Source organism: Halochromatium sp. NSM3 (genome assembly GCF_059621085.1).
Genome location: NZ_JCAQIA010000003.1, coordinates 124,618 through 148,936, shown reverse-complemented (window position 1 = coordinate 148,936; position 24,319 = coordinate 124,618). Strand labels below are relative to the sequence as shown.

At 62.7% G+C, this 24,319-nt stretch carries 17 protein-coding genes and 3 tRNA genes; 16 read left to right on the top strand and 4 right to left on the bottom strand.

Annotated features, from left to right (window positions below):
• The first annotated feature begins 58 nt into the window (after positions 1 to 58).
• A complete protein-coding gene (locus tag AC54T3_RS02665; protein WP_496622093.1) occupies positions 59 to 454 on the top strand; it encodes a site-specific integrase in 396 nt (131 codons plus the stop codon).
• A gap of 63 nt (positions 455 to 517) precedes the next feature.
• Here the strand turns inward: AC54T3_RS02665 and AC54T3_RS02660 are convergent.
• Positions 518 to 593: transfer RNA gene (locus AC54T3_RS02660), tRNA-Thr, on the bottom strand.
• Positions 594 to 744: 151 nt separating this feature from the next.
• On the opposite strand from AC54T3_RS02660, the gene AC54T3_RS02655 reads away from it, so the two are divergent.
• The 11 genes from AC54T3_RS02655 to AC54T3_RS02605 all read left to right on the top strand — a co-directional run bounded on the left by AC54T3_RS02655 (position 745) and on the right by AC54T3_RS02605 (position 11,565).
• Positions 745 to 821, top strand: a tRNA-Val gene (locus AC54T3_RS02655).
• A gap of 181 nt (positions 822 to 1,002) precedes the next feature.
• Positions 1,003 to 2,919, top strand: a complete 1,917-nt coding sequence (gene thrS / locus AC54T3_RS02650) for a threonine--tRNA ligase (RefSeq protein ID WP_496622083.1) — start codon at positions 1,003 to 1,005, stop codon at positions 2,917 to 2,919.
• 241 nt (positions 2,920 to 3,160) lie between these two features.
• Complete coding sequence (infC, locus tag AC54T3_RS02645) at positions 3,161 to 3,679, top strand: translation initiation factor IF-3 (protein WP_496622091.1); 519 nt, start codon at positions 3,161 to 3,163, stop codon at positions 3,677 to 3,679.
• A gap of 99 nt (positions 3,680 to 3,778) precedes the next feature.
• Entirely contained in the window at positions 3,779 to 3,976 is a 198-nt protein-coding gene (gene rpmI / locus AC54T3_RS02640) for a 50S ribosomal protein L35 (protein ID WP_200251268.1), read from the top strand.
• 48 nt (positions 3,977 to 4,024) lie between these two features.
• Entirely contained in the window at positions 4,025 to 4,390 is a 366-nt protein-coding gene (rplT, locus tag AC54T3_RS02635; RefSeq protein ID WP_496622081.1) for a 50S ribosomal protein L20, read from the top strand.
• Positions 4,391 to 4,573: 183 nt separating this feature from the next.
• Entirely contained in the window at positions 4,574 to 5,638 is a 1,065-nt protein-coding gene (gene pheS, locus AC54T3_RS02630) for a phenylalanine--tRNA ligase subunit alpha (RefSeq protein ID WP_496622079.1), read from the top strand.
• A 25-nt stretch (positions 5,639 to 5,663) separates the two neighbouring features.
• The gene (pheT, locus tag AC54T3_RS02625; protein WP_496622077.1) at positions 5,664 to 8,066 is read left to right on the top strand and encodes a phenylalanine--tRNA ligase subunit beta; all 2,403 of its coding nucleotides are present in this window, start codon (positions 5,664 to 5,666) and stop codon (positions 8,064 to 8,066) included.
• Between the two features lie 114 nt (positions 8,067 to 8,180).
• Positions 8,181 to 8,480: an integration host factor subunit alpha gene (ihfA, locus tag AC54T3_RS02620; protein ID WP_496622075.1), complete on the top strand. Its 300-nt coding sequence runs from the start codon at positions 8,181 to 8,183 to the stop codon at positions 8,478 to 8,480.
• Entirely contained in the window at positions 8,461 to 8,829 is a 369-nt protein-coding gene (locus AC54T3_RS02615; RefSeq protein ID WP_496622073.1) for a MerR family transcriptional regulator, read from the top strand. The genes ihfA and AC54T3_RS02615 overlap by 20 nt, the downstream gene beginning before the upstream one ends.
• A gap of 35 nt (positions 8,830 to 8,864) precedes the next feature.
• A tRNA-Pro gene (locus tag AC54T3_RS02610) sits at positions 8,865 to 8,941 on the top strand.
• A 74-nt stretch (positions 8,942 to 9,015) separates the two neighbouring features.
• Entirely contained in the window at positions 9,016 to 11,565 is a 2,550-nt protein-coding gene (locus tag AC54T3_RS02605; RefSeq protein WP_496622071.1) for a carbamoyltransferase HypF, read from the top strand.
• 52 nt (positions 11,566 to 11,617) lie between these two features.
• On the opposite strand, the gene mutS is transcribed toward AC54T3_RS02605, so the two are convergent.
• Complete coding sequence (mutS, locus tag AC54T3_RS02600) at positions 11,618 to 14,554, bottom strand: DNA mismatch repair protein MutS (RefSeq protein WP_496622069.1); 2,937 nt, start codon at positions 14,552 to 14,554, stop codon at positions 11,618 to 11,620.
• Positions 14,555 to 14,701: 147 nt separating this feature from the next.
• On the opposite strand from mutS, the gene AC54T3_RS02595 reads away from it, so the two are divergent.
• The 4 genes from AC54T3_RS02595 to AC54T3_RS02580 all read left to right on the top strand — a co-directional run bounded on the left by AC54T3_RS02595 (position 14,702) and on the right by AC54T3_RS02580 (position 17,723).
• Complete coding sequence (locus AC54T3_RS02595) at positions 14,702 to 15,382, top strand: hypothetical protein (protein WP_496622068.1); 681 nt, start codon at positions 14,702 to 14,704, stop codon at positions 15,380 to 15,382.
• Positions 15,357 to 15,548, top strand: coding sequence for a hypothetical protein (locus AC54T3_RS02590; protein ID WP_496622066.1), 192 nt, complete (start codon positions 15,357 to 15,359; stop codon positions 15,546 to 15,548). Before AC54T3_RS02595 ends, AC54T3_RS02590 begins: the two co-directional genes overlap by 26 nt.
• A gap of 23 nt (positions 15,549 to 15,571) precedes the next feature.
• The gene (locus AC54T3_RS02585) at positions 15,572 to 16,648 is read left to right on the top strand and encodes a glycoside hydrolase family protein (protein ID WP_496622064.1); all 1,077 of its coding nucleotides are present in this window, start codon (positions 15,572 to 15,574) and stop codon (positions 16,646 to 16,648) included.
• 316 nt (positions 16,649 to 16,964) lie between these two features.
• Positions 16,965 to 17,723 carry a THxN family PEP-CTERM protein gene (locus tag AC54T3_RS02580; protein WP_496622062.1) on the top strand — a complete coding sequence of 253 codons (759 nt, stop codon included), beginning with the start codon at positions 16,965 to 16,967 and terminating at the stop codon, positions 17,721 to 17,723.
• A 323-nt stretch (positions 17,724 to 18,046) separates the two neighbouring features.
• On the opposite strand, the gene AC54T3_RS02575 is transcribed toward AC54T3_RS02580, so the two are convergent.
• Both AC54T3_RS02575 and AC54T3_RS02570 read right to left on the bottom strand, forming a co-directional pair.
• Positions 18,047 to 20,812 carry a UPF0182 family protein gene (locus AC54T3_RS02575; RefSeq protein WP_496622060.1) on the bottom strand — a complete coding sequence of 922 codons (2,766 nt, stop codon included), beginning with the start codon at positions 20,810 to 20,812 and terminating at the stop codon, positions 18,047 to 18,049.
• Between the two features lie 51 nt (positions 20,813 to 20,863).
• Positions 20,864 to 24,271: a bifunctional diguanylate cyclase/phosphodiesterase gene (locus AC54T3_RS02570; protein ID WP_496622059.1), complete on the bottom strand. Its 3,408-nt coding sequence runs from the start codon at positions 24,269 to 24,271 to the stop codon at positions 20,864 to 20,866.
• Between the last annotated feature and the right edge of the window lie 48 nt (positions 24,272 to 24,319).

The window sequence follows — 24,319 nt, the reverse complement described above, 5'->3', positions numbered from 1 at the left end:
GCCACCGATGCCGCATCGGCTCCTCGTATTGGCTGAGCCTAGTTAATAATCAGGTGACCTGAAGGGTCGGCTGATCTTTCTTGAAGGCCAGCATACGAAAACCGCGAAACGACGTTCTGTGCCGTTGAACAAGGCCGCTTATCAGGCGTTGGTTGCGCGTCAGGCATTCCGGGACGAACACTGTCCAAACAGCCCTTGGGTGTTCTGTAACGAGGCTGGAGAACGGATTGCCAGCGTGAAGAAGAGCTTTGCAACGGCTCATCGTGCAGCCAAGATCACGAATTTCCGGATTCATGATCTACGTCACACTTGCGCCGCTTGGTTGACCTCAGCAGGCAGACCGCTAGAGGAAATCCGGGACTTGCTGGGGCATACCTCGATCACGATGACCGAGAAGTATGCTCACCTTGCCCCGGATAACGTGAGGCGGGCGGTGGATATCCTCGACCGCTAACGTCACGTTTTGGTCACGGTCGATTCTGAGAACCCCTCGGAATCGCCGTAAGTGCTTGAAAAATGGAGCCGATGAGCGGATTCGAACCGCTGACCTACTGATTACGAATCAGTTGCTCTACCACCTGAGCTACATCGGCAAGGAGGGATGGCTAGCTGGACGCTAAACCGAGCCGAATATGTTAGGGGATCGGGGTGGCGGCAACAAGGGGTTTGTTCAGCGCGGTCGATTTTTCTTGCAATCAGCGCTTGCCAACCACGCGCTAAAGCTATATTCTGCAGGGCTTCGACAGGCGCGTAGCTCAGCTGGTTAGAGCACCACCTTGACATGGTGGGGGTCGTTGGTTCGAGTCCAATCGCGCCTACCAAACAGTCGGTCATCGGCAGCACGGAGGTGCCGGGCCTTCCGAGCCGTCAGTCTTGGCCGGGGCGCAATGCGCATCGGCTCCGAGGCTGGCGGTTTTTGGTTTCGGGCGGGCGCGTTGTGGTTGTCTTCCCTTTTCATGTGGTCCCTCGTATCGGCCACCACTGACACCGAGAGGTTTCGAGATGCCAATCATTACGCTCCCCGATGGGACCCAACGCCAGTACGAGCAGGCCGTCACGGTACAATCGGTCGCGGCCGATATCGGCACCGGCTTGGCGAAGGCGGCCTTAGCGGCTCGCGTCAATGGCCAACTGGTCGATGCGTCATACCGCATTGCCGAGGATGCCGAACTCGCGATCCTGACCCGTCGTGATGAGGAGGCACTGGAGCTGCTGCGCCACGATGCCGCGCATGTGATGGCGCAAGCCGTGCAGGAGTTGTATCCGGGCACCCAGGTGACCATCGGGCCGGCGATCGAGAATGGCTTCTACTACGACTTTGCGCGCGATGAGCCCTTCACGCCGGATGACCTGAGCGCGATCGAGCAGCGCATGCAGGAGATCGTCAAGCGCGATCTGCCGATCGAGCGCGAGGTCTGGGAGCGCGAGCAGGCCAAGGCCGTGTTTCGCGACCTCGGCGAGCAGTACAAGGTCGAGATTATCGACGACCTCATCCCGGAGGGCGAGGAGGTCTCGGTCTATCGCCAGGGGGATTGGTTCGACGTCTGCCGTGGTCCGCATCTGCCGAGCACCGGTAAGCTCGGCAATGGCTTCAAACTGACCAAGCTGGCCGGCGCTTACTGGCGCGGCGATTCCAGCAACGCCATGCTTCAGCGCATCTACGGCACCGTCTGGCGCGACAAGAAGGAACTCAAGGCCTATCTGAAACGGCTGGAAGAGGCCGAAAAGCGCGATCACCGCAAGCTCGGCAAGCAGCTCGACCTGTTTCACTTTCAGGACGAGGCACCTGGCATGGCGTTCTGGCATCAAAAGGGCCGGATCATCTATCGCCAAGTCGAAGACTACATGCGCGCCAAGCTCGGTGAGTATGGTTACCAGGAGGTCGAGACCCCGCAGGTGCTGGATCGCTCGCTCTGGGAGCGCTCCGGGCACTGGGAGAAGTTCGCCGACGATATGTTTACCACGCAGCTCGATGAGCGCGATTACGCGATCAAGCCGATGAACTGCCCGGGGCATATCCAGATCTTTAATCAGGGGCTGAAAAGCTATCGCGAGCTGCCGTTGAAGATCGCTGAGTTCGGTGTGGTGCATCGCAGCGAGCCGTCCGGGACCTTGCACGGACTGATGCGTGCGCGTCGCTTCACGCAGGATGATGCGCATGTGTTCTGCACCGAGGATCAGTTGCAGCAAGAGGTCGCGACCCTGATCGAGATGGTGTTCGAGACCTACCGCGATTTCGGTTTCGACCAGATCGATCTTGCGCTCTCGCTGCGGCCGGCAAAACGCGTCGGCGACGATGCGCTCTGGGACAAAGGCGAGGCGGCACTGGATCAGGCGCTGCGCGACAAGGGGTTGGATTTTCGCGTGCAGCCCGGGGAGGGCGCCTTCTACGGTCCAAAGATCGAGTTCACGCTGCGCGACAGCATTGGCCGCACTTGGCAGTGCGGCACCATTCAGGTCGATTTCTCGATGCCGGGTCGGCTCGGCGCCTATTACATCGGCGAGGACAATGCCAAGCAGGTGCCGGTGATGATCCACCGTGCCATCCTCGGCTCGATGGAGCGGTTCATCGGCATCCTCATCGAACATTACGCGGGCGCGCTGCCGCTCTGGCTAGCGCCGGTGCAGGCGGTGGTGCTGACCATTACCGACCACCAGCGCGACTATGCCGAGAAGGTGGCTAAGGTCTTGCGAGACAAGGGCTTCCGTGTCGATGCAGACTTGAGGAACGAGAAGATCGGCTTTAAGATTCGCGAGCACACGCTGCAGAAGGTGCCGTACCTGTTAGTGGTGGGCGATCGTGAGATGGAGGACCAGACCCTGGCGCTCCGCGATCGCCAAGGGACGGACCTGGGCGTGGTTGCCATTGATGCGCTGGTGCAAACACTCGGTGACGAGATTGCCCAGCGCACACACTGAGCAACCGTCCCGCTGCCTCAGTGGCGCTTGACGGTGTGAGCCACAGGTTGTGACCCGCTTGTGATTGCTGCGGCCTGTGTATTCGGTGTGCTCGCCGGCCTTAAGCGCTCGTCTGAATCCTCAGACGAGCGCTTGGCTCGATGGGCCTGTCATCAAGTGTCGTGCCGAGCCGCACCCGGAGCTGGGGTTTGCGGGGCAGTGCGACGCTGTCGATCTTTTCGTAGTTCGGAGGAAGTCTGCTATCGCTGCACCAAAACGCAACCGCGTCAATGAGGAGATCTCGGTTCCCCAGGTTCGCTTGATCGCCGAGGACGGCGAGCAGGTCGGCATTCTCGACCTGGCTGATGCCATTCGGAGGGCGACCGAAGTGAGTCTCGATCTTGTCGAGATCGTTCCCAACGCCGATCCACCCGTCTGTCGGCTGATGGATTACGGACGCTTTCGGTTCGATCAGAAAAAGAAACAGAACGAGGCGCGCAAGAAGCAAAAGCAGGTTCAGGTCAAGGAGGTCAAGTTCCGGCCTGGCACCGATATCGGCGATTACCAGGTCAAGCTGAAGAACCTGACCCGCTTCCTGCACGAGGGCGATAAGGCCAAGGTCACGATGCGTTTTCGTGGCCGCGAGCATGCCCACCGCGAGCTTGGTCTCGAGCTGCTGCGGCGGGTCGAAAACGATTTGGCCGATATCAGCATCGTCGAGCAGCAGCCGCAAATGGAAGGGCGGCAGATGATCATGGTGCTGGGGCCGAAAAAGCATTAAACACCAGTCCCGATACGCGGCGCTCGGGCCGGGCTTCCGATGCGCCGTCTCTAATACGCTGCCGAGCCGATCGGCGGCACGCACACGACGGAGTGAAAAATGCCCAAGATTAAGACCAATCGCGGTGCCGCGAAGCGCTTTGCGCGCACGGCATCTGGACTGTTCAAGCGCAATGCCTCACATCGGCGGCATATTCTGACCAAGAAGGCAACCAAGCGTAAGCGTCAGCTTCGCAAGAATCATCTGCTGCACAAGTCCGACAATCGTGCCGCGCGGCGCATGATGCCTTATTGCTGAAGACGCCCCTGACCTCATTGAGCCATTGAACACTTCGGAGAAGAAGCCATGCCACGCGTAAAACGCGGCGTCACCGCGCACGCTCGTCACAAGAAGGTCCTCGACCAAGCCAAGGGCTATTACGGTGCCCGCAGCAAGGTCTATCGGGTGGCCAAACAGGCCGTCATCAAGGCCGGTCAGTACGCCTATCGCGACCGCCGTCAACGTAAGCGCCAGTTCCGCGCGCTGTGGATCACCCGCATCAATGCGGCCGCCCGCCTGCACGGGATGTCCTACAGTCGTCTGATCGCCGGCCTGAACAAGGCGGGCATCGAGGTCGATCGCAAGATGCTCGCCGAGCTGGCGTTCGAGAACGAGCCGGCCTTCGGCGCGCTCGCGGAGCAGGCCAAGGCCGCCCTGGCCGAGGCTTCCTAATTCGCGGCGACCATTTGGCGCGCTGCCTGTTGCGAATCGAGAGACATCATCCGTCACTCGGCTCTGATGGGCAGAACCTCATGGCCCGGCAGGTGGAAAGCCTGCACCGATTGTTGTTGGCTGCACTGCCGTAGCCGCTATGCTTTCCCGCCTTGAAGGACGGGGTTTCTCGCGGAGGAACTGATGACGCAACGCCCCGATGCCGATGCGACGACGGCGGCTGATTCCTCAGCCGCGCTGGCCGAGCTTCAGTCCGCCGCGCTCGCGGCCGTGACCACGGCTGCAGATTTGACCGCGCTCGATGAAGTGCGGGTGCGCTATCTGGGTAAGAGCGGACGGCTCACCGCCCAGCTCAAGGCGCTCGGCGCCTTGCCGAAGGACGAGCGGCCGGCGGCCGGTCAGCGCATCAATGAGGCCAAGCGGGTGGTGCAGGAGGCGCTTGAGGCGCGCCGCGCCACGCTCGAGGAGCAACGGCTCGCGGCGCACCTGCGCGATGAGTGCATTGATGTGACCCTGCCGGGGCGTGGTCAAACGCCCGGCGCCCTGCATCCGGTCACGCGCGCGATGCGGCGCATCGAGCGGTTGTTTGCCAACGCCGGCTTCAGCATCGCCGAAGGGCCCGAGGTCGAGGACGACTATCACAACTTCGAGGCGCTCAACATCCCGGCGCATCATCCGGCGCGCGCGATGCACGACACCTTCTACTTCCCGGATGGTCGGCTGCTGCGCACCCACACCTCGCCGGTGCAGATTCGGGTCATGGAGACTCAGCCGCCGCCGCTGCGCATCATCGCGCCCGGGCGCGTCTATCGCTGCGATTCCGATCTGACGCACACGCCGATGTTCCACCAGGTCGAGGGCTTCCTGGTCGATCGCGAGGCGACCTTCGCCGATCTCAAGGGGGTGCTCTACGATTTCCTGCGCAACTTCTTCGAGCAGGAGAATCTCAAGCTGCGTTTTCGGCCCTCGTACTTCCCGTTCACCGAGCCCTCCGCCGAGGTCGATGTGCAATGCGTGAAGTGTGGTGGTCGGGGCTGTCGCGTCTGCAAGCAGAGCGGCTGGCTGGAGGTGTTGGGCTGCGGCATGATCCATCCGGAGGTGTTCCGCCAGGTCGGCATCGATGACGAGCAGTGGCTCGGTTATGCCTTCGGCATGGGCGTGGAACGGCTCGCCATGCTGCGCTATGGCGTCGATGATCTGCGCCTCTATTTTGAAAACGATCTGCGCTTTCTGGCGCAGTTCGCTTAGCTGTCTGTTTCCGCTGGAGTGACCGATGCGTTTTAGTGAATCCTGGCTGCGCGAATGGGTGAATCCCCCGCTGGCCGCGCAGGCGCTTTGCGATCAGCTCAGCATGGCGGGGCTCGAGGTCGACGCGCTTGAGCCGGTGGCGCCAGCCTTTTCCGGTGTGGTCATCGGCGCGGTCGAGGCTGTCGAACCACACCCGGACGCGACCAAGCTGCGCGTTTGCCGCGTCGATGCCGGTGATGATGAGCCATTGCAGATCGTCTGTGGCGCCGCCAATGTCGCGGCCGGGCAGCGGGTGGCGGTGGCGCGTGTCGGCGCCGTGCTTCCGGACAACTTCAAGATCAAGAAGGCCAAGCTGCGCGGCGTCGCCTCGCAAGGCATGATCTGCTCGGCTTCCGAGTTGGGCTTGGCCGAGACCTCGGATGGAATTATGACCTTGCCGGGCGATGCCCCGGTTGGACAGGATGTGCGCGAGTGGCTGGCGCTTGATGACCATGCCATCGAACTCGATCTGACGCCGGATCGCAGTGATTGCCTCAGCCTGGCCGGGGTCGCGCGCGAGGTCGGGGTGCTCAACCGTCTGTCCGTGACCGAGCTGGCGGCGAAGCCCGTGCCGCCGGTGCACGATGATCGCCATGGCGTGCAACTGGAGGCTCCGTCGGCCTGTCCGCGTTACCTCTGCCGCATCGTGCGCGCGCTCGACCCGAGCGCAGAGACCCCACTGTGGATAACCGAGCGGCTGCGCCGCAGCGGGCTGCGGCCGATCTCGCCGGTGGTCGATGTCACCAACTATGTGCTGCTCGAACTCGGCCAGCCCTTGCATGGGTTCGATCTCGCAACCCTTGAGGGCGCGATTCAGGTTCGTCTCTCGCGTTCAGGTGAGCGCTTGGCGCTGCTCAACGATGAGCAAGTCGAACTCGATGACGACACGCTGGTGATCGCCGACGACAACGGCCCGCTGGCCATGGCCGGGATCATGGGCGGGACCGCGAGCGCGGTCTCGGAGACGACCCAGGACGTGCTGCTCGAGAGCGCCTTCTTCGCGCCACAGGCGATCGCCGGTCGGGCACGGCGCTATGGCTTGCATACCGACTCCTCGCATCGCTTCGAGCGCGGCGTCGATCCCATGCTGCAGCAGCGCGCCATCGAGCGCGCCACGGCGCTGCTGTGCGCGATCGCCGGCGGTCAGCCGGGGCCGGTGGTCGAGGCCGTCTCCGAGGCCGATCTGCCGCAGCTGGTCTGCCTGCTGCTGCGCCGCCAGCGCATCCAGCAAGTGCTCGGCATCGCACCCGATGACGCCGAGGTGACCGACATCCTTGGCCGCCTCGGCATGACGCTTGAGCCGCATGCCGAGGGCTGGCAGGTGAGCGCACCCTCGCAGCGTTTCGATATCCAGCGCGAGGTCGACCTGATCGCCGAGATCGGCCGCATCCATGGCTATGACGCGATCCCGGTCACCCATGCGCGCTCGGCGGCGTTCACCCGGGCGCCTCGGGAGATGACCTTCGATCTCGATCGCGCGCGCCAGACCTTGGTCGCACGCGGTTACTCCGAGGCCATCACCTATAGCTTCATCAGCCCGGAGCAGAATGCCTGGGTCGATCCAAGCCCGGCCTCATCGGCACCGCTGACCCTGGCCAACCCGCTGTCGGCCGAGTTGTCGGTGATGCGCGGCAGTCTCTGGCCAGGATTGATTCAGGTGGTGCGGCAGAATCTGGCACGCCAGCAGCCGCGAGTGCGTCTGTTCGAGACCGGGTTACGCTTTCTCGGTAGCGGCAAGGATTTGCGCCAGACACCGAGTCTGGCGGCCGTGGCGGTTGGCCCGGTGGTGTCCGAGCAATGGGGTCAGGAACGCCGGCTGACGGATTTTTACGATCTCAAGGCCGACCTCGAGGCGACGCTGATGCAAACCGGACGGCTCGAGGCGCTGTGCCTACAGGCGCCAGCCTGCGACGCGGAGGCGCATCCGGCACTGCATCCGGGCCAGAGCGCGGCGCTGCTGCTCGGCGAGCAGCCAATTGGCTGGATCGGTACCCTGCACCCGCTGCTGGCACAGCGGCTCGAACTGCCCACTGCGGTGCAGTTGTTCGAGATCGCTCTCGACGCCCTCGGCCTTGGCGAGCGACCCGCGTTCGAGCCGCTGTCGCGGTACCCGTCGATTCGCCGCGATCTGGCCATCCTGGTGCCCGCCGAGCTGACGTTCGAGCAGGTCCGTCAAACCGTGACCGAGGCCGCCGGCGACTTGCTCAAGCAGCTGATCCTGTTCGACCAATACCAGGGCGAACACATCGAGTCAGGTCGAAAAAGCCTGGCTTTCGGATTGATTTTACAGGCATCTTCTCAGACACTGGTTGATGCCGAGGTCGACGCTGTGGTGCAGCGCGTGATCGAGCGGCTGGAGCAATCGCTGGGCGCCCGGCTGCGCACCTGAGTTTGGGTCGGCGCGACGCGCCGGATGCTGGTGTCGACGCCGCGACTCGGCTCTGTCTCGGGTCGAAGCCCGCGCGCGAGTCACCTGATTGGTTTAGAGGAGCAGAGTAGGGTTATGGCACTCACCAAGGCGGACATGGCGGAGCATCTGTTCGAGGTGCTTGGGCTCAACAAACGCGAGGCCAAGGATGTGGTCGAGATGTTCTTCGAGGAGATCCGCGTCGCCCTGGAGCAGGGTGAGCAGGTCAAGCTCTCCGGGTTCGGCAATTTCGATCTGCGCGAAAAGAAGCAGCGCCCGGGCAGGAATCCGAAGACCGGAGAGGAGATTCCGATTACCGCGCGTCGCGTCGTCACCTTCAGGCCCGGACAAAAATTGAAATCGCGGGTCGAAGCCTATGTCGGAACCGAGCGCTAGCCTCAAAGAGCTGCCACCGATCCCGTCCAAGCGTTACTTCACCATTGGTGAGGTCAGCGAACTCTGCGATGTCAAGCCCCATGTGCTGCGCTACTGGGAGCAGGAATTCCCCCAGCTCAAGCCGGTGAAACGGCGCGGTAACCGTCGTTACTATCAACATCATGATGTGCTGATGGTGCGCCGTATTCGCGGGTTGCTCTATGAACAAGGATTCACCATCGGCGGCGCTCGCCAACAGTTGAGTGGCGAATCGGCGAAGAAGGACAGCACCCAGGCGCATCAGATCATCAAGCAGGTGCGGATCGAACTGGAAGAGGTGTTGCATGATCTTCGCCGTCGGCCGCATTGACCCCGATCGTCTCTGGGGGTATGCTGGCCAGCTTTCCGGGCGTAGCGCAGTCTGGTAGCGCACCACAATGGGGTTGTGGGGGTCGCAGGTTCGAATCCTGCCGCCCGGACCATCTTGCAAGAACGCGGTAATGGCTCAGCGCTGTTACCGCGTTTTTTTATGCTCGCCCGCAACGAGCGCGAGGCTATGTCGAATCACCACTCATCCAATCAGCGGCTGCGTCTGCACACCGAGACCGAAGGCGAGTCGATCCGGGTGCGCGGTCTGGTGCAAGGGGTCGGCTTCCGGCCTACGGTTTGGCGCCTGGCGCGCGCTGCTGGACTCGCCGGCGATGTCTGCAACGACGGCGAGGGCGTGCTGATCCGGCTCTGGGGCACCAGTGCCGAGATCGATGCCTTTTGCCACGCGCTGATGATCGAGTGCCCGCCGCTCGGGCGCATCGATGGCATCGAGCGACGGCCCTGCGACGCGCCGGCGCCGGACAATTTCAGCATCGTCGAGAGCGGGACCGGTCTGGTGCGTACCGGAGTCGTCGCCGATGCCGCGACCTGTGAACGCTGCGCGGCCGAGATCGCCGACCCCAGTGATCGCCGTTATCGCTATCCCTTCACCAACTGCACGCACTGCGGTCCGCGGCTCAGCATCATCCACGCGATCCCTTACGATCGCGCCAACACCAGCATGGCCTCGTTCAGGATGTGCCCGGCCTGCGCGGCCGAGTATGCCGATCCGGCCGATCGGCGTTTCCATGCCCAGCCGAATGCCTGTTCGGTCTGTGGACCCAAGGTCTGGCTGACCGATGCCGAAGGCCGCGATCTGCTTGCGCCCGATGGCTTGAGGCCTGATGTGGTCGCGGCTGATGGCGAGGAGCCTGGCTTTGCAGCGGCTGCGGCGGCCACTGCGGCTGATTGTGAGCCGCGCGATGCGATCGGGGCCGCGAGTCGGTTGCTCGAGCGGGGCGCCATCGTCGCGATCAAGGGCGTCGGCGGCTTTCATCTGGCCTGCGATGCGACCCATCCGGCGGCGGTGGCCGCGCTGCGCGAGCGCAAGCGACGCGCGGCCAAACCCTTTGCGCTGATGGCTCGGGATCTGGACGTCGTGCGCGCGGTCTGCGAGCTGAGCCCGGCCGAGGCGGAGCTGCTGAGTTCGATGGTGGCGCCGATCGTGCTGTTGGACCAACGGGTGGATAGCGCTGCGGAGGCCTCGCTTAGTGCTGGTGCGGCCCGGGGCTTCGAGCCCAAGTCGAAGCCTCGCTCCGGTCCGCGTCCCGAAGGGGGCTCGGACTTGCACGCTGCGCCCCCGGTTGCGGCTCAGGTCGCGCCGGGCCAGTCAGCCTTGGGTTTCATGCTGCCCTACAGCCCGTTGCATCGGCTACTGCTGCAGGATTGGGATCGGCCGTTGGTGATGACCAGCGGCAACCTGAGCGACGAGCCGCAGTGCATCGACAATGCCGATGCACTGACGCGACTGGCCGGTCTCGCCGATGCCTGGTTGCTCCATGATCGCGAGATCGTCAATCGGGTCGACGATTCGGTAGCGCGCGTGATCCAGGGGCGCACGCGCTGGCTGCGCCGAGCGCGTGGCGCGGCGCCGACGCCGCTCGCGCTGCCAGCCGGTTTCGAGACCGCGTCCAGGGTGCTGGCGCTCGGTGGCGAGCTGAAGAATAGTCTTTGTCTGCTCAGCCAGGGTCAGGCAACCTTGTCGCAACACCTCGGTGATCTCGAGGAGGCGCGCACCGCGCGTGAGTTCGAGCGCACGGTGGATCTCTATCAGGCGCTGTTCGAACACGCGCCCGAGATCATCGCGGTCGACTGTCATCCCGACTACCGCTCGTCCACACTTGGGCGCCGACTGGCCACCGAGACCGGCGCCCGATTGGTCGAGGTGCAGCATCATGCCGCGCATCTGGGGGCTGTTCTGGCGGATGCCGAGTGGCCACTGGACGCCGGCCCGGTCATCGGGGTGATCTTCGATGGCCTGGGCTATGGGGCTGACCGGACGATCTGGGGTGGTGAATGCCTGCTCGGCGACTATCGCCAATGGCAGCGGATCGGCCATCTGCGCCCGTTCAGCCTGCCCGGCGGTGAGCGTGCCATCCGCGAGCCCTGGCGTTGTTTCTATGCCCAGCTCGAGAGCAGCCTCGGCTGGCAGCGGTGCGTCGAGCGTTGGAGCGACTTGGCATCGCTGCGAGCGCTGCGGGAGCGACCGATTGCCATGCTCGCGGAGATGATCCAGAAGGGCGTGAATGCGCCGCGCACCACCTCGGTTGGACGGCTGTTTGATGCGGTCGCGGCCGCGCTCGGGATCTGCGTGGACGGTATCGCCTATGAGGCGCAAGCCGCGATCGAACTCGAGACCCTGGCGCGGCGCGCGTTGGGCGAGGGCGGTTATGCGTTCGCGATCGACACGAGCGCCGAGCCCTGGCAACTGGACCCGGCGCCGATGTGGTCGGCACTGCTCGATGATCTGGCGGCGCGGGCGCCTGCGGCGGCGATCGCGGCGCGCTTTCATGCCGGCCTTGCCGAGACCGTCGCTGAGCTGGCGGCGCGCGCGGCGCGGCGACATGGGCTGGAGACGGTCGCGCTCTCGGGCGGGGTGTTCCAGAATCGCACGCTGTTCGAGGCGACACTCAAAGCCCTGAGCGAGCGCGGCCTAAAGGTGCTGACGCACACGCGCGTTCCGGCCAATGATGGCGGTCTGGCGCTCGGGCAGGCGGCAATCGCTGCAGTTTCGTAGCGTCTGTCGGAAGGTCCGGAAACGGCCCAGACCGGACTTCATGGACCTACAACTAATCCAAACCACGATCCAACGCCTGTAACCGATAGAGCGTCTCAAGTGCCTTGCGCGGACTGAGGTCATCCGGATCTAACTCGCGCAATGCCTCCAAGGCTGGGCTGGGACTCGGCTCGCGGATCATGGGCGGCGCTGGCGTCGAACTGGATGCTAGGGTTGGCGCTTGCTCCGCTGACGCCGAAGACGTGGATATGGACGCGGACGCAGGCGAGAACGCTGCGGATGTCCTAGGTGCTGAATCAGAGGGCACTGACGCCTGATCTGGCGCCGCCGCCGGCTCAGACGACTCGGCCGGAAATAGCGACAGCTGCATCGCCCTTCGATCGCGCTCCACCGAGTGCTCCTCGAGTCGGCGCAGATGCTCACGCGCGCGGGCAATCACCGCCACCGGCACGCCCGCCAGCGCCGCCACCTGCAAGCCGTAGCTCTGGCTCGCCGCTCCCTCACGCAGACTGTGCAGAAAGACGATCCGCTCACCGTGCTCAACGGCATCCAGATGCACGTTGCGCACGCTCGCATGGCGCTCCGGTAGCGCGGTCAACTCGAAGTAATGGGTGGCGAATAGGGTGAAGGCACGCAGTTGGTCGGCGAGCGCCTCGGCGCAGGCCCAGGCCAGCGAGAGGCCGTCGAAGGTGCTGGTGCCGCGGCCGATCTCGTCCATCAGCACCAGGCTGTTGGCGGTGGCGTTGTTGAGGATGTTGGCGGTCTCTTCCATCTCGACCATGAAGGTGGAGCGACCTCGCGCCAGATCATCGGCGGCGCCGATGCGCGAGAAGATGCGATCGATCGGGCCCAGTCGCGCGGCGCCTGCGGGTACGAAGCTGCCGGCATAAGCCATCACGACGATCAGCGCGACCTGGCGCATGAAGGTCGATTTGCCGCCCATGTTCGGGCCAGTGATGACCAGCATGCGCTGCGCATCGCCGAGGCTGAGGCCATTGGGCACGAAGGGCTCGGCGCGCACCTGCTCGACCACTGGATGGCGACTATCCTCGATCTGAATCCCCGGCGTCTCGATCAGCTCTGGGCGGCTCCAGTTCAGCCGCTCGGCGCGCTCGGCCAGGTTGCAGAGCACGTCCAGCTCGGCGATGGCCGCAGCGCTTGCCTGCAACGGCTCAAGGCGCGCTTGTAGCTGCTCGATCAAGGCATCGTAGAGCAGTTTCTCGCGCGCGAGCGAGCGCTCGCGCGCGCTCAGCACCTGCTCCTCGAAGCGCTTCAGCTCGGGGGTGATGTAGCGCTCGCTGGCCTTCAGGGTTTGGCGACGCTGATAGTCATCGGGGATGCGCTCGGCATGGCTGCGACCGAGTTCGATGTAGTAGCCATGCACGCGGTTGTAGCCGACCTTGAGCGTGCTGATGCCGGTGCGCGCGCGCTCGCGCTGCTCGAGGTCGATCAGGAACTGATCGCCGTGCTCGGCCAGATCGCGCAGTTCGTCGAGTTCGGGATCATAGCCGCGCGCGATCACGCCGCCGTCACGGATCAGCATCGGCGGCTGTTCGATGAGGGCACGTTGCAGCAGGGCGAGCAGGTCGGGGTGCTCACCGAGTTCGGTCTCGAGCTGGCCGAGGCGCGGGCTCTCGGCCATGCCCAGATCGGCATGCAGCGCTGGCAGCTGCGCGAGCGCCTCGCGCAGGGCCGCCAGATCACGCGGGCGCGCCGAGCCGAGCGCGACCCGCGCCAGGATGCGCTCCAGATCACCGATTGCGGCCAGTTCCTCGCGCAATGCCTCGAACAGGCCGGATCCTAGCAGCGCCTCAATGGCCTGATGCCGCTCGCCGACCGCCCGACGATCACGCAGCGGGCGGTTGATCCAGCGCCGCAGCAGGCGTGCGCCCATCGCGGTGGAGGTGCGGTCCATGATGCCAGCCAGCGTATGCTGATCGCTAGTGCCCCCGCCGTGGCCGGCGCTCGCGTCCGAGGCGGCGCTGAGCGAGCGTGTCAGCTCCAAGTTGCGGCGGGTGGCGGCATCCAGGATCAGCGCATCATCGCGGGTCTCGGTGCGCAGACCGCGCAGATGGGGCAGGGCGACGCGCTGTGTCTCCTTCACATATTGCAGCAGACAGCCGGCGGCACCGATCGCTAGGCGCAGCCCGGCGCAGCCGAAGCCTTTCAGATCCTGAGTGCCGAATTGCTCGCGGAGCAGCCGCTTGGCGCTGTCGGCGTCGAACTGCCAGTGCGTGCGGCGGGTGATGCCGGCCGCCAGCCCAGTCGCCGCATGCTCGCCGAGTTGCTCGGGCAGTCGGCTGCTCTCGCTCAGCAGCAGCTCAGCCGGGCGCAGGCGCTCAAGCTCGGCGATGAGCGCCTCCCGGCCGTCGATCTCGAGCACCGAGAAGCGTCCACTGGCCAGCTCCAGCACCGCGAGCCCGAAGCGCTCGCCTGAGTCGACGTCTGAGCTGGCGCCCGAACTGGCGCCCGAACTGGCGCTTGGCCTAGCTGCTGCGCCGAACTGGGTCTCTGACGCGGATCCAGCGTTCGTTGCAGCCTGAGTTCCCGAGCTGGCTTCAGAGTTTGCAAGCGATTTGGCACTCGGTTTGGCCTTGGAGTTAGCTCCAGACTCAGCGAGGGCGCAAATCAGATTCTCTTGTCGTTCCTCGAGCAGCGCCTCGTCGGTCAGGGTACCGGGCGTGACGATGCGTACCACTTCGCGCTCGACTGGACCTTTAGACTTGGCTGGATCGCCCTTCTGCTCGCAGATCGCCACCGAGACGCCGCGACGCACCAGCCGTGCCAGATAGGCTTCGACGGCATGATAAGGTATGCCGGCCATCGGGATCGGCACCCCGGCGGACTGACCGCGCTTGGTCAGGGTGATGTCGAGCAGCCGCGCGGCGCGCTCGGCGTCCTCGAAGAACAGCTCGTAGAAATCCCCCATGCGATAGAACAGCAGCATGTCCGAATACTCGGCCTTGATGCGCAAATATTGCTGCATCATGGGGGTGTGTTTGGCGAGGTGTTCGTCTCGCTCGTCGGGTGTTGTGGTACGCGCGCTCAATCGTTTCAGTCCTGGTTGGGTAGGCGGCTGCAGGGTAGTATCGCCGGCTTCGCAACGGCAAGGCATGAGGATCAGAAAAGCAACACAATGGCTTTCGACGAACAACAGCTCAATAAAAGTGGTGGCTACGGCAAGCTGTCGCGGTTCAATCCGCAGAGCGCCTCGCAGGCGCGTTTCATGCGCCCCGAAGACCGCCGCGTCATCGCCTTGGTCAAGGCGCAGGCGTCCTCGAGTAGTCTCTATGGGCGTAGCGATCAGGTCGTCCTCGACGATGAACTGGGGGTCGAGCTGTTACAGGCGGTCCTGCGCTCCGAGCGTGGCCATTGGCAAGATCCGGACGGGCCGCGCTTGGTGCGCGGCGAGTCCGTCGCCGGCGCATTGAACTGGCATTGGGGCGATGATTCACAGTTGCATCTGACCTTCGAGACCGAGCGCGAGGGGCTGTTGCCGCTGAGCCCGCCCTGGTATCTGGATCCCAGCTCGGGCGAGTGTGGCCCCATCGAAACCGCGCTGGGCGAGCGCGAGACCACCGCCTTGGTGCGTGCGCCGGCGATCCCGCTGGCCGGTCTCGATGCCTTCGAGCAGGCGACGCGCCAGCGGCTCAAGGGGCTCGAACTGCCGCCACCGCCGCAGCTGGAACAGCGCGAGGTCGAGGTCGAGGCACCGACCCCTTGCCTGCGCTTGCACAGCCAAGAGGTGCCAGCACGCCCGGTCTATAGCGGTTGGCAGGGACGGGGCGCCGATGACAGAGCTGCAATGGGAGGATGAGGCGCGTCTGCTGTTCGACTATGCCGGTGTCATGGTCGATCCGCGTCAGCACCGGGAGCGAATCGAGTACATCGAGGACGGCGTCCTGGTCCAATGCCAGCGGCATGCGCAGATCGAGCAGCAGGCGATCGCACGCTTGGAGGCGATGGGTCTGCAGCTATTTTGAACACAGATCAGCAGGAGCGATCGATGACAACCGATCAAACGCAAGCAGGCCTGTTGCTCGGACCAGGACCGGCCGGGCAGTGGGATGACGAACGTGTCTCCGGTCCCTGTGTGCTGCGCCTGCCGGATGGGCGTTGGCGGATGTGGTACTACGGCCGTGAGCAGGGCTTCGACCCGGAGATCCATCTGCCGACCGGGCGTATTGGCCTGGCGGAATCGGATAATGGGCTACACTGGACGCGCATTAGTGGCCCACTCACGCGTGGTGCCGCGCTCGAGGCCCATCCTGATCCAGCGCACTTCGATTCGACCCATATCGGCGTCAGCTGCGTGCGCTATGAGGACGGGCTGTATTGGATGTGGTATCTCGGCGGTGATCACAGCCGGTTCCGGATCGGGCATTTCGATGTCAAAGGCCTGCGGCTGCGACCGGGCTGCGCGATCTCGCGTGACGGCTTGCATTGGCAACGTCTGGACGGGCCGTATCAGGGTGCCTTGTTGGACTTCGGCGAGCCCAATGCCTTTGATGCCGCCAGCTTGGGCTGGCCGCAGGTGGTGCGGGTGCGCCATGACCTCTGGCGACTCTACTATCACAGCCTGGACCCGGCGCGGATGGTCTTTAGCGTCGGTCTAGCCGAATCCGATGATGGCTTGCACTGGCGCAAGCGCGGCGAGGTGCTCGGCCCCGGCGAGCCGGAGGCCTTCGATGGACTTGGCATTGGGACTCGCCAAGTGCTTTGGTACGAGGGGCGCTGGCTGATGGTCTACGAAGGCGTCGCCGGCAATGGCCATTCGATCGGGCTGGCCGAGTCCGACGACGGCGTGCACTGGACGCGACAACCGGGCTCGGAGCCGGACGGCTCGATCTTCGCCCATGCCGAGAGCGGCTCGGGCGCCTGGGATGCGTTCGCGGTCGGCACGCCCTGCCTGGTGCCGATGGAGGACGGCTCCTGGCGGCTCTACTATGTGGGCAGCAACGAGACCGGCCTCGGTCATGGCGATGAGTTGGCTGCACGTCAACAGATCGGGCTTGCGCTCAGTCAGGGGTCGGATCTGACGCGCTGGGCGCGCTGGGTAGCCCGAGCACCAGCATGCCGGTAGGGAGGCTTTAGACGATGTCCTCCTGACAATGCACTAGCTGGGTTGTCTGTCGATAACCTTTACACGCATTTACGCGTACGCGTTCAGCCCTCCCCTCCATATTTTGGGCCTAAACGAACCTAAGTCTCTGTTTCTTCGTTCGCTGCTGTGGATTTTGGCAGGTGGAGCTGAACGGTCACCTTTACACTCACCCTGCGTGGCTGGTTTCACTGTCAGATAAAATGACAATTATCATTGACTTAAATTATTGGCATATTTTTTGCTCATGTTTATTTCCTTCTTTCAACTCTCCTGATATAGACTGAGGTTATTTATCATGCGCAATACTTTCTTGATCGCCGGAATCGCGACGGGTGCACTTTTTGCGAGTTCCGCCAGCGCGGCAACAATCGACATCATCAGTATTAACGGCGATTGGGCAAACCCAGATCCTGCTTCTGTAGGAATCGTCAATGATACTGGAACAGGTAATAGAGTAAATACGATGAGCTGGGGTAGCCCGGCGGGCGAACTGGGCCAAAGCAGCTATGTCTTCGAGGACAAAGTAACGCCTATCGAGGGTATCGTTCCAGAAGAGCTATTCGAGATTGGTAATTTTACGCACAATAATTTCCCAATCTTTCAGCCTTTCTTGGACTCGGCAGATCTTCAGATCAATCTCGTCATCGATATTTTCGATGACTCCGATATCAAGATTGGTGAGAATCTTTCCGTTTCGAGTGTGTTCAGGTTCGATCACTTCGAGACGCCTAACACTGCTACTCCCTGCGCAGCAGGTGGCGAACAACCTTGCCCTGACCTAGTATCCTTCAGCCTCACTAGCACACCGGGCACGATCACGATCGACGATGTCGTGTTTGGGTTGACGATCGCTGGATTCTCAACCATCCCGGTAGACCTTCCGGATAGCTTCACCGAGGAGTTCCTGACTCTCGAGAACCAAGCGAACACGGCGGTTCTTTTAGCTTCCTTTAGCAGCATCATCCCGCAGGAAGTCCCCACTCCCGGTGCCCTGCCGCTGCTGGCGATCGGAGCCGCTGCATTTGGCCTTGCTCTGCGTCGTCGCCGTTCCTAAGCCATCATTCCTAGAGGGTCAGGGTTGACCCTCGCCATAACTAGAGTGCTAGGTGGCCGCGTGGGATTTCTCCCCCTGCGGACCCGCTCCCACAGAACGTCTCGAAGGGATTTCTCGCACGACGCATCTTCGATGCCTGGACGATGCACCGCACAGCGAGTGCAAGGCGCGCGGAAGTCCCCATCAATGCCATAGTCGACGTAGTGCCCACGCAGTAAGTACTGCGGTTGAGGTTGGCCAATTATTCCTGGGCGAGTTGCGCGTTCAGTAGAGGGTGAAGCCGATGAGCGATCGGCGCGCCATCAGGTCGGGCTTGCGCTCAGTCAGGGGTCGGATCTGACGCGCTGGGCGCGCTGGGACGGCTGCCGCTGCTGAGGCCTTCCGCGCTCCTTTTCGGCGCGCTGCCGCTGCCGCTTGCGGAGAGCAGCAACCGCCTCTTCGAGCGAGGGCTCCATCGCCACCTTGCCGCCTTGACTCACGATCACCCGCTTGAGTTGGGGAATCTTCACGCCATGCGCCGCCTGCAGATACACCGGCTGCACATAGGTAATGACATCGTCGATCAAAACGAGGATCAGCTTGCCGCGCTGGATATTCGCGCCGCCACGCCCCCAGAGCGTAAATTGTTCGGCAATCGCGGAATCTTGTTCGATCAGCGCGTCAATCTGCGATAGCCCCAGCACCAGCACACCGGTGGGGAAGCTATAGACGACAATCCGACCATAGTGCTCCGCATCCGAACTCACCACCGCAAAGGCACGCATGTTGTCACGCCCCTTCGGATTCATGGGCGCGAGCAGCAGGTGTTCGAACCGCGAGTGGTCGATCAGGTTCAGCGTGACATAGTAGGGCAACAGCGTTTTGGTTTCGCCCCCGCGTGACATCTGCGGAAACATCCAGCGGTCTTCCTGGCCATAAAAGACAGCCGGATCCGCCTGATGATACTTGGCATACACAGACATCTGTGTCGAGAATAGATCCCGGGGGTAACGGATATGAGCTTTTAGCGCGTCCGGAAACCGGTCCATGCCCTTGATCAGGCCGGGATACATCCGCTGGTAGGCGCGCGCAATCGGATCATCGATATCGGCAAGATAATAGTTCATCTCGCCGGTATAGGCATCGACCACGATCTTCACGGAATTGCGGATATAGTTGAATTCCTTATCGATCGGACTTGCCATGCCATGATCGGGATGCTTGCCGACATTGCGATTCACGGGCTCGGCATAGGGGTAACGATCAGAGAGGGTATAGGCATCGATGATCCAGTACAGATGCTCCGGCGTCACCACCAGATAGGGATCGTTGTCAAGCTCCAAAAAGGGGGTCACATCGCGAATGGTGCTTGGCACATTACGCCGGATGAGTATCTGGCTATCCGACTGTATGGCCGTGGTAAAAAACAGCTTGTAATCGCGATAGTAGAGGGCAAAGATGGCGCGCCGGAACCAGCCATCGATCGGGATGCCGGTGTTCGCGTGATAATCGTCCTGCACCACGCCGGTCTCGCCCGGGTAGGAAATCTCGCCCAACGCATTGGGGGCAATCACATCATAAAGATCCTGCATGCCGTAATAAATGCTAGGCTCCTCGATCGTCAAGCCATACTCCGAGCGCGGCGGCATATCCTTGAGGAGCCATTCCTTGGTTTCCTCCCCGAGCTGCGCCGCTGGTGACATCACTGCGCCATAGCCGTGGGTGTATCTGAACCAGCGGTTGACCCAATTTTGCGAATCCTGGGGTAACCGGTCAAAATCCAATTCCCGCGCGGCCAGGAAGACCTGCTGATAACGGCCATCGATGGTATAGCGATCCGTATTCACCGAGAGGAAGCTGTAATAGCTGCGAATTTCCTGCATTTCGCGATACACGTCGATGAGCACGTCGCGATCCCACACCGGAATATTGCGCAGAGCGGCTGCATTGAGACCCTCGGGGTCAATCTCTTCGGAATCGGGATCAGCGATCGGAATCACATAGGGTCGGGTCTCGACCTCGGCGAGATCAAATGCATCGAGCGTGGCGGTGATATTGTCGCGAATGTAAGGCTCCTGCCGAGCGAGTTCATCCGGCTCCACCATGTAGTCTTGCACTGCTTCGGGAATGGCTTCCCAGTAACGCAAGCCGACAGTGATGGCCAGGAGCGTCGCGAATACCGCCACCAGCGATAAGCCGCGTTTTTTGTTGAGATACCAAATAAGGCTTACGCCAAGTATGACCAGCATGATCATCGCTGACCAGATCAGCGGTAGCACGATGTTCATTTCCGTGTAGCCGGCGCCGAAAAAGAGCGGCGTGTGACTGTCGGTATAAAGCAGCATGTGACGCTGGAACATCAACTCTGCGACACCGACACAAAACATCAGAGCGACAATAACACTGAGATGCCGTCTTGCACCGGCCGCGATATTCAAGCCACGCTTCTTCAGTGCCTGGAACTGCAGGTAATAAATGACCCCAAGGATGATCAGCAGGATATCAAACGCAAAAAACACCTCGAACAGCATGGTGCGAAACAGCGGCAACGCGAACAGGTAATAGCTGATATCCTGACCGTAGACCGGATCCACGATACCAGCGCGCGGCGCAAAGATGAATAACAGCGTCTCTTCCCAGCGGCGATACAATGGAGAGGCAAGAACGACCGCGAGCACCAACGAGACTAGAATGGATAATCTGTGTAGCCCAAGGATCAGCCAGTGCAATGGGCTGGCGTGAGTGCGCTGCCGTTCGGTGTCCGCATTGAGGCTCAGTGCATTCCGCAGTTTTGAATTTTTCGTCTTGCGCCTGAGCCGCAACAGAAATTTTTTCGGGCCTAACGGCTTGATCCGCATGTAACGAGCGGCGGTGCGAAAATTAAAATAAAAGAAAAAGAAGAAAAACGCCGTAAAGACAGCGAAAACGACGTAACTGTACAGTAGCCGTTGCCAGAAATAAAAGCCTAACCCAAGCGATTGATACCACCAGATCTCCACAACCACATCGGCATACAATAAAGAAAGGATCGGCAACGTGATCGCCAGCATCAGTGGAAGGGCAACGAGCACGAATAAACCAATCCGACGTCCGAGACGTTTTTTTGTCATAAAGTACACCCTGTCCAGGGAGATTAGAAATCGCCACGTCGGCGAGACAGATCACAGCCACCGCGCGGCAAAGGCATCCGGAGCAAGCGGTCGACTATAGTGATACCCCTGCGCGAGCCGACACCCTGCCTCGAGCAGCCACGCGGCTTGCTCGGCGGTCTCGACCCCTTCGGCCAGAACCTCCATGCCCAGGCTCGTGCCAAGTGCCACGATGGCGTTCGCGATCGTCTGACTGTGCGGATCACCCGGCAGTGGATCGATAAAGCTGCGGTCGATCTTGAGCTGATGCATGGGCAAGCGGTGCAAATACGCCAGCGACGAATAACCAGTTCCGAAATCGTCGATCGCCAAGCGCACGCCGAGTGCTCGCAACGCGTCGAGTCGGGTGGCCGACTGACCCGCTTGGTGCATGAGCAGCGACTCGGTCAGCTCGAGTTCAAGCCGTCCGGGATCGAACCGGTGTTGCCTGAGTAGCCCCTCGATCATCGGCACCAGGTCCGGGTCCTCCAGCTGTAGGATCGACAGGTTGACGGCGACACGCGGGAGGCGCTGCTGCCCGGCCTGGTCCCAGACCGTGAGCTGCCGCGCGGCTTCGCGCAGCACCCAGGCGCCGATCTTGTGGATCAAGCCCATATCCTCGGCGATCGGGATGAAGTGCTGCGGCGACACCGGGCCGAACTCGGCACTCTGCCAACGCAGCAGGGCCTCGGCGCCCACCAGGCGACCGTCACCCAAACGCACTTGCGGTTGGTAGTGCAACTGCAGCTCATCCTTCAGCAGGGCTTGGCTTAGGCAGGCCTCCAACTTGAGACGATCCGGTGGACCTTGCGCCGCCGCGTGCTCGAAGCGCTGCACGCGCTGCCGGCCGCGCGCCTTGGCCTGCTTGAGGGCAATATCGGCATGGCGCATCAGCACATCGTCGGAGCGCCCATCGAGTGGATAGACTGCGATCCCGACGCTGGCCGTGATGGTGACGCTCTGGTCCTCGATCATCCGGGGTTCGGCGCACCGCTGCTGCAGCCGATCAGCGACAGCGGTGATCGGCTCGCGCGCATCGATCGCCGACAGGATCACGCCGAACTCGTCGCCGCCCAAACGCGCGAGCGTATCCATCGGCTGCACGACCTGGCTCAGCGCAGTGGCCACCTGCTTGAGCAGGTCATCGGCGGCGATCGGTCCCAGCGACTCGTTGACGACGCGAAACCGATCGAGATCGATGATGAGGATCGCCACCCGGTCGGCCCCCTGTTCGGCCTTGCGCAGGATCTGGGTGAGGCGGGTGCGAAAGTGGCTGCGGTTGGCCAGGCCGGTCAACGGATCATGCTGACTGAGAAACTCGACCTGTTGTTGCGTCCGGTGCAGGGGCGTGGTGTCGCTGATGATGATGACGTAGCGCACGAGCTGATCGCGATCATCGCTGATGGCGGTGATGCTCATGCGCGCCCGGTACCGGGATCCGTCCTGACGGCGCTCCCAGCGCTCACCCGGCCAACGGCCACCCTCCCTGAGCGGCCTCGGAACCCGGTCCCAGAAGCTGTGCTCGCAAGCGCTGGCGAGCACCGCTTCGACGGCACGGCCAGAGACCACGTCCTCGTCGTAGCCGGTGATCTTGGTGAACGCCGGGTTTACGGCAATGATGCGATGATCGGCGCCAGCGATGATGACGCCATCGGCCGTGCGCTCGAACACCTGGGCCGTTTCACGCAGCCGCTCCTGGGCCTGTTCCCGCTCGGTCACGTCCTGGGCGGTGCCGAAGCAGCGCACGACCTGACCGGCGGCATCGCGCTCGGTGCGGCCCTCGGAAAAGAGCCAGCGCAGCGCGCCGTCGCTGCGGTAAATGCGCAACGTGAAGCTGTAGGGCTCACCGGTCTCGAGCGCACGGTGAAACTTGTGCAAGAACTCGGGGGCATCATCGGGATGGAACAGCCGGGCGAGGGCATCCAACTCTGGCAGCGGCTCGGCGGGGTCGACGCCGAAGATGCGATACAGCTCCCGCGACCAGGTCAATTCCGACGGCCCGATGACGTACTCCCAATGACCCAGGGCCGCCAGACGCTCGGCCTCGCGCAGACGCCGATTGCTTTCGTTCAGCGTCTGCTCGGTCAGCTTGCGCGCGTGGATGTCGGTGTGGGTCCCGACCACCCGCAGGGGCTGGCCCTCGGCGTTACGCGCGACGACTTGCCCACGTATGTGCAGCCAGCGCCAGCGGCCATCCTTGCAGCGCATCCGGATGTCCAGTTCGTAGGGCGTGCCTTCGTGAAGATGCTGTTCGAGCCGGGTCTGGACGCGCGGTCGATCCTCCGGATGGATCAATGCGATCAAGGACTCCAAGCGCAGGTCGAGTTCGTCCGACGCATAGCCGAGCATCGCGCCATAGCGATCGTTGACGATCATGCGCCCAGAGACAGCATCCAGATCCCAAATCCCGTCATTGGTCGCCTCAAGCGTGAGACGCAGGCGCTCTTCCTGCTCCCGCAAGGCTTGTTCGGCGGCCTTGCGCTCGGTGACGTCCAGGATGGTCACCACCCGCGCTTCATCCACCCCCTCTTGCTCGATCGGCGCGGCGCAGAGCACGACGTCGATGCGATGGCCAGCCTTATGTCGAAACCAGGTCTCCAGCCGGCCGGCCCCCTCGCGCTGCATCTGCCCGTAGAGTTCGCGACCCACGCGCACATACTCGTCCTCGTCCGCGTAGAGCATGCGCGTATCCTGCTGGTCGAGTTCCTCGGGCGCGTAGCCCATCAGCTCGGACCAGGCGGCGTTGCTCTGGACCATCTTGCGTTCACGGACAAAGACGATCCCGACCGGGGTGGCCTGAAAGATGGCCTCCAGCTGCGCCTGCTGTTCCTGTAGGTACTTGCGGTGGCGAACGCTGTCGGAGCGATCGATAACCGTGCAGATGAATTCCGGCTCGGCACCCGCCTCGCCGGGGACGGAGGCCAGATGGAGGTCGCCGATGAAGGGCTCGCCGTCGGGACGCCGCAGCTCGATTTCTCGCAGGGTGACATCCGTGACCTGGCTCGGCGTGCCGAGCGCCCGAAACAGCTCACCGCGCCGGGCCTGCCCGACGAAGCGTGTGAAGAAATACTGCTGGTGGCCGTCGCCACGCATCTGAAACAGCGCCTCTGCGGCGGGGTTGGTGTTGCGGATCAGGCCACGACCGTCGACGATCAGCGCGGCGATTGGCAACGAGTAGAAGAAGGCGCTAAAGCGCGCGAGCGTCGTCTCGAGGCTCTGACGGGTCTCGCGCAGATCCTCGTTCTGCAGCTTGAGTTCGGTCTCTTGAATGCGCAACTCTTCGAGCAGCGCTTGGGCATCGTGCTCATGTGCTGCAAAGGCGGTCTCGGCCTGCTCGAGCCGCCCGGCGGCCATCGCCTCACGGGCTTGCTGATACAGCTCCTCTAAACCTTCCAGCGGGGTGCGGAGGTGGGGCGAAGCGCTTCGTTCGTGCTCGTCCATATCGAGTGCTCGATTGTGGGCTGTAGGCGATGCATCAGCTGTAACGGA